The 15,805-nt window shown below is 69.3% G+C and carries 18 protein-coding genes, 1 tRNA gene and 1 pseudogene; 8 read left to right on the forward strand and 12 right to left on the reverse strand.

Features of this window, described 5'->3' with window-relative positions; translation table 11 throughout:
- Both HCC78_RS19090 and HCC78_RS19095 read left to right on the forward strand, forming a co-directional pair.
- Positions 1–171: a hypothetical protein gene (locus tag HCC78_RS19090; protein WP_172330383.1), complete on the forward strand. Its 171-nt coding sequence runs from the start codon at positions 1–3 to the stop codon at positions 169–171.
- Positions 168–617: a DUF6314 family protein gene (locus HCC78_RS19095; protein WP_172330384.1), complete on the forward strand. Its 450-nt coding sequence runs from the start codon at positions 168–170 to the stop codon at positions 615–617. The genes HCC78_RS19090 and HCC78_RS19095 overlap by 4 nt, the downstream gene beginning before the upstream one ends.
- Here HCC78_RS19095 and HCC78_RS19100 read toward each other — a convergent pair.
- The 3 genes from HCC78_RS19100 to ppk2 form a co-directional block, all read right to left on the reverse strand.
- Positions 592–882, reverse strand: coding sequence for a putative quinol monooxygenase (locus tag HCC78_RS19100; protein WP_172330385.1), 291 nt, complete (start codon positions 880–882; stop codon positions 592–594). The genes HCC78_RS19095 and HCC78_RS19100 overlap by 26 nt on opposite strands.
- A gap of 75 nt (positions 883–957) precedes the next feature.
- Positions 958–1,428: a GNAT family N-acetyltransferase gene (locus tag HCC78_RS19105; protein ID WP_172330386.1), complete on the reverse strand. Its 471-nt coding sequence runs from the start codon at positions 1,426–1,428 to the stop codon at positions 958–960.
- A gap of 108 nt (positions 1,429–1,536) precedes the next feature.
- A complete protein-coding gene (gene ppk2 / locus HCC78_RS19110) occupies positions 1,537–2,454 on the reverse strand; it encodes a polyphosphate kinase 2 (RefSeq protein ID WP_172330403.1) in 918 nt (305 codons plus the stop codon).
- A gap of 392 nt (positions 2,455–2,846) precedes the next feature.
- On the opposite strand from ppk2, the gene HCC78_RS19115 reads away from it, so the two are divergent.
- A complete protein-coding gene (locus HCC78_RS19115) occupies positions 2,847–3,377 on the forward strand; it encodes a GNAT family N-acetyltransferase (RefSeq protein ID WP_305848697.1) in 531 nt (176 codons plus the stop codon).
- Here HCC78_RS19115 and HCC78_RS19120 read toward each other — a convergent pair.
- The 3 genes from HCC78_RS19120 to hemC form a co-directional block, all read right to left on the reverse strand.
- On the reverse strand, positions 3,350–4,165 hold the full coding sequence (locus HCC78_RS19120) for an amidohydrolase family protein (RefSeq protein ID WP_172330388.1): 816 nt from the start codon (positions 4,163–4,165) through the stop codon (positions 3,350–3,352). The genes HCC78_RS19115 and HCC78_RS19120 overlap by 28 nt on opposite strands.
- A 30-nt stretch (positions 4,166–4,195) precedes the next feature.
- Entirely contained in the window at positions 4,196–4,708 is a 513-nt protein-coding gene (locus tag HCC78_RS19125; protein ID WP_172330389.1) for a hypothetical protein, read from the reverse strand.
- A 93-nt stretch (positions 4,709–4,801) separates the two neighbouring features.
- Positions 4,802–5,761: a hydroxymethylbilane synthase gene (hemC, locus tag HCC78_RS19130; RefSeq protein WP_172330390.1), complete on the reverse strand. Its 960-nt coding sequence runs from the start codon at positions 5,759–5,761 to the stop codon at positions 4,802–4,804.
- 134 nt (positions 5,762–5,895) lie between these two features.
- Here hemC and hemE point away from each other — a divergent pair, with 134 nt between their 5' ends.
- Positions 5,896–6,936 carry a uroporphyrinogen decarboxylase gene (gene hemE / locus HCC78_RS19135; protein WP_172330391.1) on the forward strand — a complete coding sequence of 347 codons (1,041 nt, stop codon included), beginning with the start codon at positions 5,896–5,898 and terminating at the stop codon, positions 6,934–6,936.
- A gap of 492 nt (positions 6,937–7,428) precedes the next feature.
- Here the strand turns inward: hemE and HCC78_RS19140 are convergent, their stop codons facing one another.
- On the reverse strand, positions 7,429–7,791 hold the full coding sequence (locus HCC78_RS19140; protein WP_172330392.1) for a cell division protein ZapA: 363 nt from the start codon (positions 7,789–7,791) through the stop codon (positions 7,429–7,431).
- A complete protein-coding gene (locus HCC78_RS19145; RefSeq protein ID WP_172330393.1) occupies positions 7,784–8,779 on the reverse strand; it encodes a hypothetical protein in 996 nt (331 codons plus the stop codon). Before HCC78_RS19145 ends, HCC78_RS19140 begins: the two co-directional genes overlap by 8 nt.
- Positions 8,780–9,019: 240 nt before the next feature.
- Between HCC78_RS19145 and tkt the strand changes: the two genes are divergently transcribed.
- Positions 9,020–11,038: a transketolase gene (gene tkt, locus HCC78_RS19150; RefSeq protein WP_172330394.1), complete on the forward strand. Its 2,019-nt coding sequence runs from the start codon at positions 9,020–9,022 to the stop codon at positions 11,036–11,038.
- A 252-nt stretch (positions 11,039–11,290) separates the two neighbouring features.
- On the opposite strand, the gene HCC78_RS19155 is transcribed toward tkt, so the two are convergent.
- The 4 genes from HCC78_RS19155 to HCC78_RS19170 all read right to left on the reverse strand — a co-directional run bounded on the left by HCC78_RS19155 (position 11,291) and on the right by HCC78_RS19170 (position 13,972).
- Complete coding sequence (locus tag HCC78_RS19155) at positions 11,291–11,704, reverse strand: gamma-glutamylcyclotransferase (RefSeq protein WP_172330395.1); 414 nt, start codon at positions 11,702–11,704, stop codon at positions 11,291–11,293.
- Entirely contained in the window at positions 11,692–12,393 is a 702-nt protein-coding gene (locus tag HCC78_RS19160) for a GNAT family N-acetyltransferase (RefSeq protein ID WP_172330396.1), read from the reverse strand. Before HCC78_RS19160 ends, HCC78_RS19155 begins: the two co-directional genes overlap by 13 nt.
- Positions 12,394–12,477: 84 nt before the next feature.
- The gene (hemF, locus tag HCC78_RS19165; protein ID WP_172330397.1) at positions 12,478–13,368 is read right to left on the reverse strand and encodes an oxygen-dependent coproporphyrinogen oxidase; all 891 of its coding nucleotides are present in this window, start codon (positions 13,366–13,368) and stop codon (positions 12,478–12,480) included.
- Between the two features lie 124 nt (positions 13,369–13,492).
- Positions 13,493–13,972: an acyl-CoA thioesterase gene (locus tag HCC78_RS19170; RefSeq protein WP_172330398.1), complete on the reverse strand. Its 480-nt coding sequence runs from the start codon at positions 13,970–13,972 to the stop codon at positions 13,493–13,495.
- Positions 13,973–14,136: 164 nt separating this feature from the next.
- Here HCC78_RS19170 and HCC78_RS19175 point away from each other — a divergent pair.
- The 3 genes and pseudogenes from HCC78_RS19175 to HCC78_RS34895 form a co-directional block, all read left to right on the forward strand.
- A tRNA-Glu gene (locus tag HCC78_RS19175) sits at positions 14,137–14,211 on the forward strand.
- Between the two features lie 300 nt (positions 14,212–14,511).
- Positions 14,512–15,414 carry a bifunctional DNA primase/polymerase gene (locus tag HCC78_RS19180; protein WP_172330399.1) on the forward strand — a complete coding sequence of 301 codons (903 nt, stop codon included), beginning with the start codon at positions 14,512–14,514 and terminating at the stop codon, positions 15,412–15,414.
- Between the two features lie 63 nt (positions 15,415–15,477).
- A pseudogene (locus HCC78_RS34895) lies at positions 15,478–15,805 on the forward strand (transposase); the annotation flags it as partial.

Genomic DNA, 15,805 nt, shown 5'->3' on the forward strand with positions numbered 1-15,805 from the left:
ATGGGCGGCGGCGGGCTGCAATGGAATCTCGTCCGTCCCTGCCCGTTCCTGCTGGCGGTGCAGGTCGCGCCCGACGGGACGGCGCGGACCCCGGAATTCGCGGTGGACCTGAGCTCCGGCTACGACGCGCGCGCCAAGCTGCGCCGCTACATGGAAGGCGCGATGCCATGACCCTTGCCCAGGCCCTGCCCGCCGCGGCGGAACTCTTCACGCCCAGCGCGCTTGCGGGACGATGGCAGGTCACGCGGCGGATCGAGGACGCGCTGGCCGGCGGCACGGCGCGGCTCGCAGGAGAGGCTGTCTTCTCCCCCGACGGCGAGGGCCTGCGCTACGAGGAGAGCGGGACGCTGACCCTGCCGACCGGGCAGAGCTTTGCCGCCGCGCAGAGCTATCTCTGGCGCTTCGATCCTCTGCCGCGGGTGCTGTTCGCGGATGGGCGGCTGTTCCATGCCTTCGATCCCGCCGAACCGGAGGCGGAGATCGTGCATCTGTGCGGCGGCGACCTCTACCGCGGGCGCTACCGTGTCTCAGCGGAGCACTGGGAGGCCGAATGGCGGGTGAAGGGCCCGCGCAAGGACCAGCAGAGCCTGATCACCTACCGCCGGGTTCTTCTGTGATCTCGTAGTCCCGCGCGATCCCGGCCGTCGCCCGGCCCCAGTCCGAGCCTCTTACCCGCGCCTGGTGCGCCTCGAAGGCAGCCCGGTCGCGGAACAGCTCTTCCACCGTCCAGGCCAGCGGGTCCTCGGCCGGCAGGACCTCGAAGCGCAGGCAGCCGGGCTCCGCCCGCGTCAGGCGGACATGCTCGGGCAGATGCGCCCGCACGGCGGCAGCCTCGGCATCGCCGGAACAGATCAGGCGGCCGGTCAGGCGGATTGCGGTCATCGGCAGGTCTCCCTCTTGGCCTCCTCTAGCAGGCTGGGGCCGCGGGCGTGAAGTCCCGGACCGCCCGGGACGGGATCACGCCGTCTCGAGCCTGAACTTCAGGAACCGTGCGCCCGAATGTTCCACCTCGCCCTCGGGCCGGGCGCCGAGCCGGGCGAGCGCGCCAAGATGGCGGCGCGAGGGCGGCAGCAGGAAGGTGACCCGGGGAATGCGCGGATCGGCCTGCGCGAAGGCCAGCGCCTTCCTCGCGATCGCCGGACCGAGCCCGAACCGGTCGGGGCGCAGCACCAGGCCGAAGTCCCATTCCTCCCCCTCCTTCTGGAAACCGCCCCAGCCGCAATAGGCGCCATCAGCAAGGAAGGCCCAATGGCCCAGCCCGTCGCGGTGCCAGCAGGCCTCCTTGGCGGCGACGAACGACCGGGCGGCCCCGATGTCCCAGGGGCCGGACAGCAGCGGCATGTGCTCTGCCATCCGCGGGTCCGACATATGTGCGGCGATCAGGGCGGGATCGATCCCGGAGAGGCGGTCAAAGGAGAGGTCTGGCATCGGCAGGCTCCGGCAGCGGCATTGCCCTGCACAATCCCCGCCCGCAGCCGCGGATCAAGCCCCCGGCACCCCGCGCGGCATCACGTCCCCGCGGGGCAGCCGTAACATTCAGTACTTGGACGGAACGTAGAGCTCGGGCGGCAGCACCGCGCGCTCGTATTCGGGGTTGTACTTCCGCTCGGGCAGCGCAATCTCCTCGTGCGGCACAGGCTCGTAGGGGATCATCGACAGCAGGTGGTCGATGCAGTTGAGCCGCGCGCGCTTCTTGTCGTTGCCCGGCACGATGTACCACGGCGCCTCGGGAATGTTGGTGCGCGCCATCATCTCTTCCTTGGCCTTGGTATAGGCCTCCCAGCGCACGCGCGACTGCAGGTCCATCGGGCTCAGCTTCCACTGCTTCAGCGGATCGTGGATCCGCATCAGGAAGCGCATCTGCTGCTCCTCGTCGGTGATCGAGAACCAGTACTTGACCACCCGGATGCCCGAGCGCACCAGCATTCTCTCGAATTCCGGCACGTCCTCGAAGAACTGCTCCACCTGGTCCTCGTCGGCGAAGCCCATCACCCGCTCGACCCCCGCGCGGTTGTACCAGGAGCGGTCGAACAGGACGATCTCGCCCGCGGCAGGCAGATGCGGCACGTAGCGCTGGAAGTACCACTGGCTCTTCTCGCGTTCGGACGGCGCCGGCAGGGCCACGGTCCGGCACACGCGCGGGTTCAGGCGCTGGGTGATCCGCTTGATCACCCCGCCCTTGCCGGCGCTGTCGCGGCCCTCGAAGATCACCACGATCTTCTCGCCCTTGTGCTGCACCCAGTCATGCATCTTGATCAGCTCGGACTGCAGGTACAGCAGCTTGCGGAAATAGTCCTTGCGTTCCAGGCTCGGCGGATGCGCCTTCTCGTAGATCTTGCGGATCTCCAGGGACAGCGCCGGTTCGGACATCTCCAGCTCGTAGTCTTCGTCCAGCGTGTCGGCGAGTTCCGCCTCGAGCCAGTCCATCTGCCTGGGGTCCTTCTGTCCGTCCATCATCCATCCATCTCCGCTCGGCCCGCGCAACCGGGGCGCGCAGGGGATTCAGGCCGCGCTATAGCGCGCGCTCTGCAACACATTTGTGACGCGGCGCCAGCTGGGTGGCAAGAACCGGCGCCCCCGAACGGCGGCGCCGGCCGGAGCGCCGGGCAGAAGCGCGCCCAAGCGGCGCGGACCCGGAATGCGGCGCGACAAGCGGCAGCGGTCCGCCACCCCCACCCAGTTGACCCGGGCCGCTGCGCATGCCCCGTTGAGTTCCCCCCGCCGGCCGGCCTATTTCCGCTGCATCGGGTTCCGGAACCTCCCTGGACCGGTCCCTGCCCTGTCTTCCCCCCGCAGGCCCGCCGTCCCGACGGCAAGGGCCGGGCCAGCCGCACATGGAGAGCGAATTGGAAACGATCAGGAACGCAACGCCCGAGGATGCCGCCGCCATTGCCGAGATCTACAACGACGCGGTCCTGAACACGACGGCGATCTGGAACGACCATGTCTCGGACGCGGCCGGGCGCGCCGCCTGGATGGCCGAGCGGCAGGGCGCGGGCTATCCGGTTCTCGTCGCCATCGAAGGCGACACCCTGATGGGCTACGCCACCTACGGACCGTTCCGCCCGCATGACGGCTACCGCCATTCCGCCGAACTGTCGATCTATGTCCGCTCCGGCCTGCGCGGCAAGGGCACGGGCAGCCGCCTCCTGGCCGCGCTGACCGGCATCGCGGAAGACAGCGGCATCCGCGTGCTGGTCGGCGGGATCGAGGCGGGCAATGCCGCCTCCATCGCGCTCCACCGCCGACACGGCTTTGCCGAGACCGGGCGGCTGCCGCAGGTCGGCACGAAATTCGGCCGCTGGCTGGACCTCGTGTTCATGACGCGCGTCCTCGGCGGCCCGGAGGCTCAGCCCTCGGTGCCCGCTGCCGACTGAAGCGCGCCGATCATCGCGTCGGCCCGCGACAGCAGATCGTCCAGGTCGACGCGGGTCAGCTCCCCGTCCCGCTTGTGGATGACCCCGTCGATCATGACGAAGGACACGTCCTGCGGCTCCGCAGCATGGGTCAGCGCGAAACCGGCGCCGACCGCGGGCCGGGTGCCGAGGCTTTCCATGTCCACCGCGATCAGGTCGGCCGGGCCGCCTTCCGCCAGCGTGCCGGTGCCTTCGGGCGCGCCGATCGCCTCTGCCCCCGCCCGCGCCGCCCAGTCGAAGACCGTGGCATCGGACAGCGCCTGCCGCTCTTCCGCAAAGCCGTCGGCCAGATCGGCGGCCAGGCGCATCACCTCGAACATGTTGACCTGCCCGGCCAGCACCGTGTTGTCGACCGACAGACCCATCTTCAGCCCGGCCACCGCCATCTTGCCGGGATCGGGCACGCCGTAGCCGACCTCCATCTCGGTCCAGGGCGAGATCACCAGCGGCGCGCCGCCCTCGGCCAGCAGCCGCAGGTCGTCCTCCGAGGCCGAGGTCATGTGAACGACATGCAGGTCCGGCCCGAGCAGCCCGGCGCCGGACAGCACCCCGACATTGCCCTGCCCCGCCGCGTCCCGGCTGCCGCCCATGTGGAAGGTGACCGACAGCCCGAGTCTGCGGGCCGCGGCGATCTCCTCCTCCCACACCGCACGCACCGACCGGTCCGGTCCGCGCAGCGCCACGCCGAGCTCGACCCGGTCACGGCCCCAGCGCGCGGCCAGCGCCTGCAGATGGGGGAGGTCCATCATCTCGTCCGCCGCAGCAGCCTGCGGATAGCCTTAGCTGAACCGTCCCTTCAGCCCGGAGGCCTCCATCGCGGCGATCCCGGCCTCGGCGAATTCCGGCGCCTTGACGTTGTGCGCCCAGTTGTTCGCCCAGGTGATGCCGCCATTGACCGCCAAAGCGGCGGCCAGCTCCACCGACAGCGCCGAGGCCTCGGGCGTCCAGGCGGCGGAGAGCGGCTTCATCGCGTCGGCGAAGCCGCCGTCATCGGTCCGTTCGTGCCCGCGGGCGATGGAGTTCCACATGTGCCAGTGGCCGTCGACCAGGCCGGGCGCTATGAGGTGGTCCGACAGGTCGATCGCCTCGGCGTCCCCTGCATCGAGCCCCTCGTCCATCGCGGCAATGCGGCCGTCCTCGACCAGGATGTCCATGGGTTCGGGATCGGTCCAGCCGCCCTGCATGGTAACGACCCTGGAGCCGGTCAGCAGGACCGCGCGGGCATCGGCCTCCTGCGCTTCGGACATGGCGGGCAGGAAGGCGATGGCGGGAAAGAGGGGAAGGTAGCGCAAGAGAGGTCCTTTCAGGGCCGCGGTTCCGGTGCTCGTCCGGAAATGCGCGTCCCCACGGGGCGTTCCCCGGCCTCCCGGTTCCGTGACCGGCCGTCAGCCCTTCCAGGCGAAGAAGCCGGTCCCTGCCTGCGACAGCAGCTCCGCCGCCAGCGCCCTGCCCAGATCCGCGGCATCGCCGACCGGTCCGCGCGTCTCGCCGGAGATCGATTCCGACCCGTCGGGGCGCAGGATCTCGCCGCGCAGCCAGACATCGCCGCCCTCCAGCAGCGCCAGCCCGGCGATCGGGGTCTCGCAGGAGCCGTCGAGCGCGGCGAGGAAGGCCCGCTCCGCCGCCAGCCGGTCCGCCGTGGGGCCGTCATGGATCGCCTCCAGCAGCGCGGCCGTGGCCATGTCGGCGCTGCGCCGCTCGATCCCGATGGCGCCCTGCGCGACGGCGGGCAGCATCTCCTCGGGGTCGATTGCGCCGCGGGCGACGTCTTCCATGCCCAGCCGGTTGAGCCCCGCCATGGCGAGGAAGGTCGCTTGTGCCACCCCGTCCTGCAGCTTGCGCATCCGCGTCTGGACGTTGCCGCGGAACTCCACCAGCTTGAGGTCCGGACGGCGGTTCGCCAGCTGCGCCCGGCGTCGCAGCGAGGACGACCCCACCACCGCGCCTTCCGGCAGATCGGCAATCGAGGCCGCGGCCGGCGAGACGAAGGCGTCGCGCACGTCCTCGCGCGGCAGGTAGCAATCCAGCAGCAGCCCCCCGGGCTGCTCGGTCGGCATGTCCTTCATCGAATGCACCGCCACGTCGATGTCGCCGCGGCTCAGCGCCTCCTCGATCTCGCGGGTGAACAGGCCCTTGTTGCCGATCTCCTTGAGCGGCCGGTCCGCGGCGATCAGCGCGCGGTTGTCGCCCGTGGTGTGGATCACCACCACCTCGAAGGCCTCCCGCGGCAGCCCGTGCGCCGCGGCCAGCCGGTCGCAGGTCTCGTTGGCCTGCGCCAGCGCCAGCGGCGAGCCTCGCGTGCCGAGTTTGAGGGGGTCAGCGGGGGTGGGCATGTCCTTTTTCATGGCGCCCGCTTTAGCGCCCCCGTCGATCGGTGGCAATCGCCCGCGCGGGCCCGAACCGGGGCGGCCGCCGGGCGGGACGGATTGACTTTGCCCCGCCGCCCCGGCAGTCACGCCCTGACGAGCGAGAGGACCCCATGGCAGAGATGAAGAAGCTGCTGCGCAGCCTGAACGGCGAAACCCTGGACGTGCCCCCGATCTGGATGATGCGGCAGGCCGGGCGCTATCTGCCCGAATACCGGGCCACCCGCGAGAAGGCCGGGGATTTCCTCAGCCTCTGCTACACGCCGGAGCTGGCCGCCGAAGTGACGCTCCAGCCGATCCGCCGCTACGGCTTCGACGCGGCGATCCTGTTCGCCGACATCCTGCTGATCCCCGATGCGCTCGGGGCCGAAGTCGGCTTCGTCAAGGGCGAGGGCCCGAAGCTGTCGACCGTGACCAGCGATGCCGATTTCGCGAAGCTCGGCGATCCCGGCGACATCCACGGAACGCTTTCCCCGGTCTACGAGACGCTGCGCATCCTAAAGCGGGAGCTTCCCTCCGAGACCGCGCTGATCGGCTTTGCCGGCGCGCCCTGGACGGTGGCGACCTACATGATCGCGGGCCACGGCACGCCCGACCAGGGTCCGGCGCACAAGCTCAAGGACGAGAACCGCGGGCTCTTCGAACAGCTCATGCTGCGGCTGACCGCGGCCACGATCGAGTATCTCTCGGCGCAGGTCGAGGCCGGGGCCGAGGTGATCAAGCTGTTCGACAGCTGGGCGGGCTCGCTGGAGGGCGCGGATTTCGCCGCCTATTCGCTCGCGCCGATCCGCGCCATCACCCGCGCCCTGCACGACCGCCATCCCGGCATCCCGGTCATCGCCTTCCCGCGCGGGACCAGCCCCGAGAACTACGTCAATTTCGCGAAGAATTCCGGCGTGCAGGCCGTCGCCATCGACGAGCATGCCGATGCCGGCTGGGCAGCAAGGGAACTGCAGCCGCTGGTCTGCGTGCAGGGCAACCTCGCACCCGGGCACATGGTCACCGGCGGCCAGGCGCTGGTCGACGACGTGCGGCGCATACGCAGCGCCTTCTCCGGCGGCCCGCACATCTTCAATCTCGGCCACGGCATCACCCCGGACGCGGATCCGGAGAATGTCGCGCTGATGATCGAAACCCTGCGCGAGACCCTCTGACAGGGCGCCGCGCCTCCGGCGCATCCGGATACCGCAAGGCCCGGGGACCCGCAGGTCCCCGGTGCCGCGCCCCGCGCCGCCGCCTGCCTGTCCATGCCGCCAGCCCCGGGGCCGGCCAAATGGCTTGCGCCCCGCCCCCTCCGGCGCTGACAACGGGAGAGCCGCGCGGCACTTCCTCTTGGCACGCAGCCCTGCGTCCGCTTCCGGACGCACCATGCGCGAGCCTGATGGCGCGGCCCGCCCGACAACCATGCCCGATGATCATTTCCCCCGTGTCACGGACATGCCGACCTTGCAGGCGGTCCGGAGAACCGCCGGGGCCATAGCGACCATTTGCGGAAATCTGCCCGGCATTCAGCAGGGGCTGAGGGCTGGCACACGGCCATCGGCCCAATGAGGCAGGCGCGAAACCGGAGCGCGGGACACCGCCGGGCAGGCAGGTCTAGGCGCCCGGAGACGCAGGGGACGGGCGCGCGGCCCGTCCCGGCGCGTTCACTCCGCCGGAGCGGCCAGCGCCTCGGCGCGGGAGGCGGCCGCGTCGAGCCGTGCCGCCATGTCCTCGCCCAACGGCGACGGCTCGGCCGCCCGCGCCCGCAGCTCCTCGATCAGCGCCTCCTGGCTCGCCACCTGGCCGGTCAGCTCGGCCACCTGGTCCTCCAGCCCTGCCGTCTTGTCGGCCAGCATCAGCCCGGCCATCAGCAGCATCCGCAGCTCCGGCATGCGGCCGATCTGCTCGGCCAGGATCTGCGCCTCGGCATCCAGCAGCCGTGCCGCCGCTTCGAGAAAGGGCTGCTCGCCCTCCTGGCAGGCCACGTCGAAGCCGCGCCCGCCGATATTGATGGTGACTTCAGGCATGTCCGTCCTCCTTCAGCGCCGGGGCCAGCGCGGCGAGAATGCTGTCGAGTTCGGCGCGGTCGGCCGCGCGGGCCGCCTCCAGCGCCGCCAGATCGGCCTTCAGCGCCTCGTCGACCAGCGTGGCCTCGGACAGCCCCGCCTCGATCGCGCCGCGCAGGGCCGCGTTGTTGGTCCTGAGCTGGGCATTCACCCGCTGCAGTTCGGCCACCGCCGCCTCGGAGCGGCTCAGCACCGCCTGCAGCGCCTCCGCCTCGTTGCGCGAAGCCATGGTCAGCGCCCGCTCGCCGCTTTTCAGCTCCTCGAGCCGGGCGGCCAGGGCCGCGCATTCCTGCTGTGCCGCCGCAAGGTTGGCCTCGGCCTGTTCCGCCCGCGCCCGTGCGGAGCCGAGCTCCGGCTTCAGCTGTTCGAGTTCCCCGGTCACCGCCGCAAGGGCTTCCTCGTCGCCGCGGCGCCGCTCCAGCTCCTCGGTGACGCGCTCCGCCTCGGCGCTCCATTGCTGGACCTCGCTGGCCAGCCCCTCGGACTGGGCCCGCGCGCCGTCCAGCTCGGCTGCCAGCCGCTCCGCCTCGGTCCGTGCCGCCTCCAGCTCCTCGGGATCGGCCGCGGCCGCCCCGGCGGCCTCCAGCTCGGCCGACAGCCGCGCGATCTCTTCCTGTGCCGCGGCAAGGTCCTCCGCCAGCCGCTCCGCCTCGGACCGTGCCGCCTCCAGCTCCTCGGGATCGCCGCCCTGCCCGGCAGCGGCCTCGAGTTCGGCCTCGAGTTCCGCGGCGCGCGCCTCGGCCGCCTCTGCGCGGGCTTCCGCCGCCGCAACCGCCGCACCGTCCTGCGCGACGTCCTCCAGCGCGTCCAGCGCCTCGGCGGCTGCCGCCTCGGCCGCCTCCGCCCGCGCGCGTTCCTGCGCCAGCGCATCCGCGGTTTCCGCCAGCCGCCGTTCGATGGCCCCCAGGGCCGCCTCGAAACGCCCGGCTAAAGTCTCCAAATCGCTCATATGCCCGTCCTGTAGCGATGCCGCCCGGTTTTCGTATTCTTGCACCCATGACTACAGACTTGACCGGGGGGAGCAAGGGCCGAGCCCCGGCGTTGCGGCGGCAATCAGCCGTCAACCACCCGATCCCGACCTTGTTAGCGCTTGCACATTACTGATGTGTTGCTAAGAGGCGGTCCGAACTGCCCCGGGGCGCCGCGCGCCCCGCCGGACCAACCACACTGCCGGACGAGGAGACCTCACGTGACCATTTTGCCCGCGCAAGAGACGCATCCCGAGCATTGGAAGAAGGCGAGCGCGATCCGCGCGCTGACCCTCGACGCCGTTGCAGGCGCGAATTCCGGCCATTCCGGCATGCCGATGGGGATGGCCGACGTGGCCACCGTCCTCTACGAGAAGCACCTGAAATTCGACGCCTCCGCGCCGGACTGGGCCGACCGCGACCGCTTCATCCTGTCGGCGGGCCACGGTTCCATGCTGCTCTACTCGCTGCTCTATCTCACCGGCGCGCCGGAGATGACCATCGAGGAGATCAAGAATTTCCGCCAGTGGGGCGCCAAGACCGCGGGCCATCCCGAATACGGCCACGCGCCGGGGATCGAGACCACCACCGGGCCGCTGGGCCAGGGCATCTCCAATGCCGTGGGCTTCGCCATCGCCGAGGAAGTCCTGCGCGCGCGCTTCGGCAGGAAGCTGGTCGACCACTACACCTACTGCATCGCCGGCGACGGCTGCCTGATGGAAGGCGTCTCCCAGGAGGCGATCGGCCTTGCAGGCAAGCAGGAGCTGTCGAAGCTCATCGTGCTGTGGGACAACAACAACATCACCATCGACGGCACCGTCGAGATCGCCGACAAGACCGACCAGATGGCCCGCTTCCGCGCCTCCGGCTGGTCCGTCTTCGAATGCGACGGCCATGATCCCGAGGATATCGACCAGGCGATTGCTGCCGCGAAGAAATCCTCGAAACCCTCGATGATCGCCTGCAAGACGCATATCGCCATCGGCTCCGCCGCGCAGGACACGCCCAAGGGCCACGGCGCGCTGACCGATCCGAAGGTCGTCGCCGACGCCAAGGCGGCCTATGGCTGGACCTACGGCCCCTACGAGGTGCCCGCGGACATCAAGTCGGCCTGGGAAGCCATCGGCGCGCGAGGCGCCGCCGCCCGTGCCGAGTGGACGGAGCGCCTCGAAGCCACCTCCGCCGCCCGCCAGGCCGAGTTCGCCCGCGTCATGGCCGGCGAGCCGCCGAAGCGCCTCGGCGCCACCGTGCGCGCGCTGAAGAAGTCCTTCGTCGAGGACATGCCGAAGCTCGCCACCCGCGCCGCCTCCCAGAAGGCTCTGGACGCGATCAACCCGGTCGCGCCGGAAACCGTCGGCGGCTCTGCCGACCTGACCGGCTCGAACAACACCAAGGCGGGCGGCATCGAGGTCTTCGATCCGTCGAACCGCAAGGGCCGCTACATCCATTACGGCATCCGCGAGCACGGCATGGCCGCCGCGATGAACGGCATAGCGCTGCATGGCGGCGTGAAGCCCTATGGCGGCACCTTCATGTGCTTCGCCGACTATGCCCGCGGCGCGATGCGCCTGTCGGCCCTGATGGGCGTTCCCGCGGTCTATGTGCTGAGCCATGACTCGATCGGCCTCGGCGAGGACGGCCCGACCCACCAGCCGGTGGAGCACCTGGCCATGCTGCGTGCGACGCCGAACACGCTGGTCTTCCGCCCGGCCGACGCCACCGAGACCGCAGAGGCCTGGGAAGTCGCGCTGGAGCAGAAAGCCACCCCGTCGGTGCTGGCGCTGTCCCGCCAGGGCACGCCCGCGCTGCGCGACAGCTATTCGGCCAAGAACCTGACCGCCCGCGGCGGCTACATCATGGCCGAAGCCACCGGCAAGCGGCAGGCGATCCTGATGGCCACGGGCACCGAGGTCGCCATCGCCATGAAGGCGCGCGAGATCCTCGAGGCCGAGGGCATCGGCACCCGCGTCGTCTCCATGCCATGCTGGGAGCTCTTCGAGCAGCAGGACGAAGCATGGCGCCGCAAGGTCCTGCCCGCAGGTCCGGTCCGCGTTGCCGTCGAGGCAGGCGTCCGCTTCGGCTGGGACCGCTGGCTCTGCGACGAGCGCGGCCGCCGCGAGAAGGCGGGCTTCGTCGGAATGGAGGGCTTCGGTGCCTCCGCCCCGGCCGAAGTGCTCTACGAGAAGTTCGGCATCACCGCCGAGGCAGCCGCCCAGAAGGTGCGCGACCTGCTGGCCTGACGCCGCCCTGACTGCATGGAAAGGCCCGGACGGTTCCCCCGTCCGGGCCTTTTGCGTTCCCGCCCCATTTCCGCCGCGAAATGATCCCGGACCTGCCCCCTCAGCTCCTCCTTGCGGCCACGCAGCGGGACTAGAACCTCTCCATCGCAAGCAAGCGACCAGGTCCCGGGGCCGAGCCTCATTGCCCCCACGCCGCGGAGCCCCGGGACCTCAAGCCTCTCCCCAAGACATTCCCGCCGCCCGAGGCTTGCCTCACTCGCCGCGGATGAAGTCGCCCGAACGGATGCGCCGGTCTTCGGACAGCGGGCCGTGATAGGTGTAGACCCAGGCCCGGACCGCGCCCTCCGGACCCTCCACCGTCCATTCCGCCCGGCGGAAGTCGCAGCGCTTCGGCTGCGCGGGGCGGAAGCGTTCATAGGCGTCGAGCATCTCGAGCAGCCCGCGCTTCGGCGGCAGCGAGAACAATTCGCCATGGACCAGCTCGCCGGCCGCCGCGCTGGGGACCAGCCCGGGATACCAGTGGATCAGGTAGAGCCGCCCGGGGAAGGTGGCGGGGCCGATCAGCCGGCCCTCGCGCTTCAGCCGCTTCGCCGCCGGGACATGCGCGACGGCCGGGCGCAGCGTCCCGTAGACGAAGACCGGAAGGTCGCGGCTCAGCCGCGGCATGCCGCCAAGCTCCGGATCTGCCGTCCCTCCGCATCGAAATTCTCGGGCGCGAGCCAGGCCGCGAAGCCCGCCTTCAGCGCGGGCCAGTCGCCGTCGGTCGCGGCGAACCAAGCGGTGTCGCGGTTGCGGCCCTTGTACACCGTCGCCTGGCGGAAGATGCCCTCGTAGCGGAACCCCAGCCGCTCGGCTGCCCGCCGGGACGGCGCGTTCAGCGCGTCGCATTTCCATTCGTAGCGGCGGTAGCCGAGCGTGTCGAAGACGTGGGACATCATCAGCGCCATCGCCTCGGTCGCATGAACAGTGCCCTGCAAGGCCTTGGAGAACATGATGAACCCCACCTCGATGCAGCCAACCTCCGGCGCAATCCTGAGGAAGGAGGCAAAGCCCAGCAGACGCTCCGTGGCGCGGTCGACGATGGCGGAAAACAGCGGGTCGCAGCTGGCTACGGCAGTTTCCATCCAGGCCTCCAGCCCGGCCGGATCGGCGAAGGGCCCCTGCGGCATGTAGGTCCACAGCGCCGCGTTCTCCGCCCCGCCGACCTCGGCGAAGAGCGGCACCGAATGGGCCATGGCCAGCGGCTCCAGCCGGACATGGCGGCCCTCCAGCACCATGGGTTCCGGCCGCGGCCGGGGCAGCGCCACCGCCACGTCCTCGCCGACCGGCTGGCCGAATTCGTTGATCCTCGTCATCGCACGCACTCCTTCACATCCGGACCAGACTGCACGGCCCCGCCCGGAAGGACAGAGCCAGAGGCCCGGAGAGATGGCGCCAGATCAGATCCACTTGGCCAGCGGCGGCAGGCTCATCAGCACGGCATTCGGATCATGGCCGGTCTCCAGCCCGAACTTGGTGCCGCGGTCATAGACCAGGTTGTATTCCGCATAGAGGCCGCGATGCACCAGCTGCGCCTCCTTCTCGGCGGGCCCCCAGGCCATGGTGCGGCGGGTCTCGGTCACCGGCAGGAAGGCCGGGAGGAAAGCCTCGCCCACGGATTTCGTGAAGGCGAAATCGGCTTCCCAGTTTCCGGTGTTCAGGTCGTCGTAGAAGATGCCGCCGACGCCGCGGGCGCGCTTGCGGTGGGGGATGTAGAAATACTCGTCCGCCCAGTGCTTGAAGCGCTCGTAATAGTCCGGGTCGTGCAGGTTGCAGGCAGCTTCCAGCGACTTGTGGAAATGCTGGGTGTCCTCGCCGTATTCGAGGCAGGGATTCAGGTCGGCGCCGCCACCGAACCACCAGGCCTTCGGCGTCCAGAACATCCGCGTGTTCATGTGGACGGCCGGAGTGTGCGGATTCTGCATGTGGGCGACCAGCGAGATGCCCGAAGCCCAGAACCTGGGATCCTCCGACAGGTCCAGGTCCTTTCGCGCCGCCATGGATTTCTGCGCCTTCTCGCCCAGATGCCCGTGCACGGTGGAGACATTGACGCCGACCTTCTCGAAGACCCGGCCGCCGCGCATCACCGACATCAGCCCGCCGCCCGCATCCGAGCCGTCGCCGGAGGCACGGCGGGTCTCGGTCACCTCGAACCGGCCCGCGGGCTCGCCGGCGAAGGGGCCGCTGGCCTGGCTGTCCTCCAGTGCTTCGAAGGCCGCGACGATGCTGTCGCGCAGGCTGCGGAACCAGGCGGAAGCGGCAGCTTTCTCGCGGGCGAAATCTTCGGTCATCTCGGGCAACTCCTCGTCTGCCCGCTCGGTCTAAAGCGTTTCGGACCGAGAGTGTATCACCTTTCGCCGCCCGCCCCGCCCGATTGCGGCAGCGGGCGCCGCCGCGGACCGGGTCCGGAAGCCGTCAGAGCTTGCCTTCGGAGGCCTTCTTCATCTCGGCCTGGAACTGGCGGCGCAGCTCGCGGCGCACTTCGGCGGCGCGGTGGCGCTTCTGTTCCTCCTCGGTGAGGACCTGCAGCTCGGGCACGGGCGAGGATTTCCCCTCCTCATCCACGGCGACCATGGTGAAGTAGCACGAATTGGTGTGGCGCGACACGCCCGAGCGGATGTCCTGCGCCTCGACACGGATGCCGATCTCCATCGAGGTGCGGCCGACATGGTTGACGCTGGCCTTGAAGGTCACCAGCTCGCCGACGTTGATCGGCTGCTTGAAGGTCACCTGGTCGACCGAAAGCGTCACCGCGTAGCGCTTGGAGAATCGCGAGGCGCAGGAAAAGGCCACGCGGTCGAGCAGGTTCAGCAGCGCCCCGCCATGCACCTTGCCGCTGAAATTGGCCATGTCGGGGGTCATGAGGACGGTCATTTCTAGTTTGCGGGGGTCCATGGGGCTCACTCGTGGCTCGGAAACCCCGCCAATCTAGGCGCTTCCGCGCCGGGAGCAAGACGCCGCGGGGCCGCGGGCCGGGCAGCCGAAAAATCTTGCGCAGCCACGCATTTCCCGCTTGCAACCGGGGCACGGGTTTTCTAGAAGCCGCCCTACGCAAGCGCGGTCCGTTCGTCTATCGGTTAGGACGCCAGGTTTTCAACCTGGAAAGAGGGGTTCGATTCCCCTACGGACTGCCAAAATATCAGAATATCAATGCGTTACGCACCGGTGGGACATCTCAGTCTTCCGCCGGTTCACTATGCTTTTCGCGAGAAGTGTCCCACTCGCCTACCCCACAGATGAGATTGCCGCAGCCGGGATTCGCATGTCTTGGTGCTGGCGGAGCTCGCCAAGCTCCTTCCCTCTGCCAGAGTACCTGATCCCGCTGCCGCGCGGCGATCCGCCGAAACAAGACCCCCCTGCCGAGGGCAAGCGGCAGGGGGGGGGTCGCATGACGACCTACGACCATTCTCACAATCAATAATAGGACAGCCGTTATGACATATCATAGCGCCATCGGGTTCGAGACTCAATCGCAAGTTCCAACCAACAATCTCGGCCTCGCCCTGAGCTATGCAAGGATGGGCATCCCGGTCTTTCCCGCCAAGGACGGCTCGACCAAGGACAGGAACGGCAAGGCTGACCGGCGGCCATGGACCAAGCGCGGGCATCTCGACGCCACAATGGACGAGGAGCAAATCTCGCGGTGGTGGACACGCCACCCCTCTGCCGTCCCTGCTCTGCCAATGGGAGCGGCCAGCGGACTCGCCTGTCTCGACCTCGACCGCAAGGGTGGCAAGGACGATGTATCGGCGATCCGCGAGGCGCACGGACTCGACGCCGAATCCCCGCCCGATGGTGCAGTGGTGGTCGAGACGCCAAGTACCGGTCGACATCTGATCTTCGCACATGCCAATGGCGTGACGAATTCGGCGATGCATCTGCCCGAGGGGTGCGATATTCGTGGTGAAGGCGGCTGGATCGTGGCTCCCGGAGCGATGGATGCCAGAGGCAAGTACAAGGTCCTTTCCGGCGATCTGGAACTGGGGATCATGCTGGACTTGCTCCCGAGCTTTCCCAAGGTGCTCCGTGCGCCCGAACGCAAGCAAGGCGCGGTCGCGTCGGCACACGGTCACGCGGACATCGATGAGATGAAAGACGCCCTCGGCTACATACCGCATGACGGCTCCGAACACCACTGGAGCTCTATTTTGCGCGGTCTCTGCCATGCCACCGGCGGTTCCGAAACCGGGCTGGGTCTCGCCCTCGGCTGGTCCGCTGTATACGAGGGTTTCTCGATCTCGGAGGTCACCAGCAAATGGCACTCCTACTGCCGCAAACTCGGGACGGTCGAGAACCCGATAACCGAGCGGACCATATTCGCCGAGGCGCGCGACTGAGGTGGCTCCCAAAATCCGGACACCCTGCCAAGCTTGCCGCCAACGAGTACGAGGACTGACAGCTTGGCTGGCAAACGGAAGAACTACAGCGCGGAGTTCAAGGCGAAGGTGGCCGTGGAGGCGATCAGGGGCGAGATGACGGTCGCCGAGCTGGTGGCGAAGCATGGCGTGCATCGGACGGTGGTCAACACCTGGAGCGAGGGTCCGCCCGCCACCGGTCCGAGGGCGTGACCCGAACCCAGGCGATCGAGGGGATGACCGGGGTGATTTCTGGCAAGGCCGATGCGAAGGCCGCCGGGAAAGAGGGCGAGATCGAGAGTGAGCCTGCCCGCGCCACCGGTCCGAGCGGAGCAGGCGAACGCACGCCAAGATCGGCCAGCTGGTGGTGGAA

It is taken from the genome of Mangrovicoccus sp. HB161399, from assembly GCF_013184745.1.
Classification (GTDB): Bacteria; Pseudomonadota; Alphaproteobacteria; order Rhodobacterales; family Rhodobacteraceae; genus Mangrovicoccus.

Bases quoted from the DNA above. Each gene is read 5' to 3' on its own strand.
- HCC78_RS19095 (WP_172330384.1), top strand. From the start codon at position 168: ATGACCCTTGCCCAGGCCCTGCCCGCCGCGGCGGAACTCTTCACGCCC.
- HCC78_RS19105 (WP_172330386.1), bottom strand. From the start codon at position 1,428: ATGCCAGACCTCTCCTTTGACCGCCTCTCCGGGATCGATCCCGCCCTG.
- HCC78_RS19170 (WP_172330398.1), bottom strand. From the start codon at position 13,972: ATGGACCCCCGCAAACTAGAAATGACCGTCCTCATGACCCCCGACATG.
- hemF (WP_172330397.1), bottom strand. From the start codon at position 13,368: ATGACCGAAGATTTCGCCCGCGAGAAAGCTGCCGCTTCCGCCTGGTTC.
- HCC78_RS19145 (WP_172330393.1), bottom strand. From the start codon at position 8,779: ATGAGCGATTTGGAGACTTTAGCCGGGCGTTTCGAGGCGGCCCTGGGG.
- HCC78_RS19155 (WP_172330395.1), bottom strand. From the start codon at position 11,704: ATGCCGCGGCTGAGCCGCGACCTTCCGGTCTTCGTCTACGGGACGCTG.
- HCC78_RS19180 (WP_172330399.1), top strand. From the start codon at position 14,512: ATGACATATCATAGCGCCATCGGGTTCGAGACTCAATCGCAAGTTCCA.
- hemE (WP_172330391.1), top strand. From the start codon at position 5,896: ATGGCAGAGATGAAGAAGCTGCTGCGCAGCCTGAACGGCGAAACCCTG.
- HCC78_RS19160 (WP_172330396.1), bottom strand. From the start codon at position 12,393: ATGACGAGGATCAACGAATTCGGCCAGCCGGTCGGCGAGGACGTGGCG.
- hemC (WP_172330390.1), bottom strand. From the start codon at position 5,761: ATGAAAAAGGACATGCCCACCCCCGCTGACCCCCTCAAACTCGGCACG.
- HCC78_RS19100 (WP_172330385.1), bottom strand. From the start codon at position 882: ATGACCGCAATCCGCCTGACCGGCCGCCTGATCTGTTCCGGCGATGCC.
- HCC78_RS19140 (WP_172330392.1), bottom strand. From the start codon at position 7,791: ATGCCTGAAGTCACCATCAATATCGGCGGGCGCGGCTTCGACGTGGCC.
- ppk2 (WP_172330403.1), bottom strand. From the start codon at position 2,454: ATGGACGGACAGAAGGACCCCAGGCAGATGGACTGGCTCGAGGCGGAA.
- HCC78_RS19120 (WP_172330388.1), bottom strand. From the start codon at position 4,165: ATGATGGACCTCCCCCATCTGCAGGCGCTGGCCGCGCGCTGGGGCCGT.
- HCC78_RS19090 (WP_172330383.1), top strand. From the start codon at position 1: ATGGGCGGCGGCGGGCTGCAATGGAATCTCGTCCGTCCCTGCCCGTTC.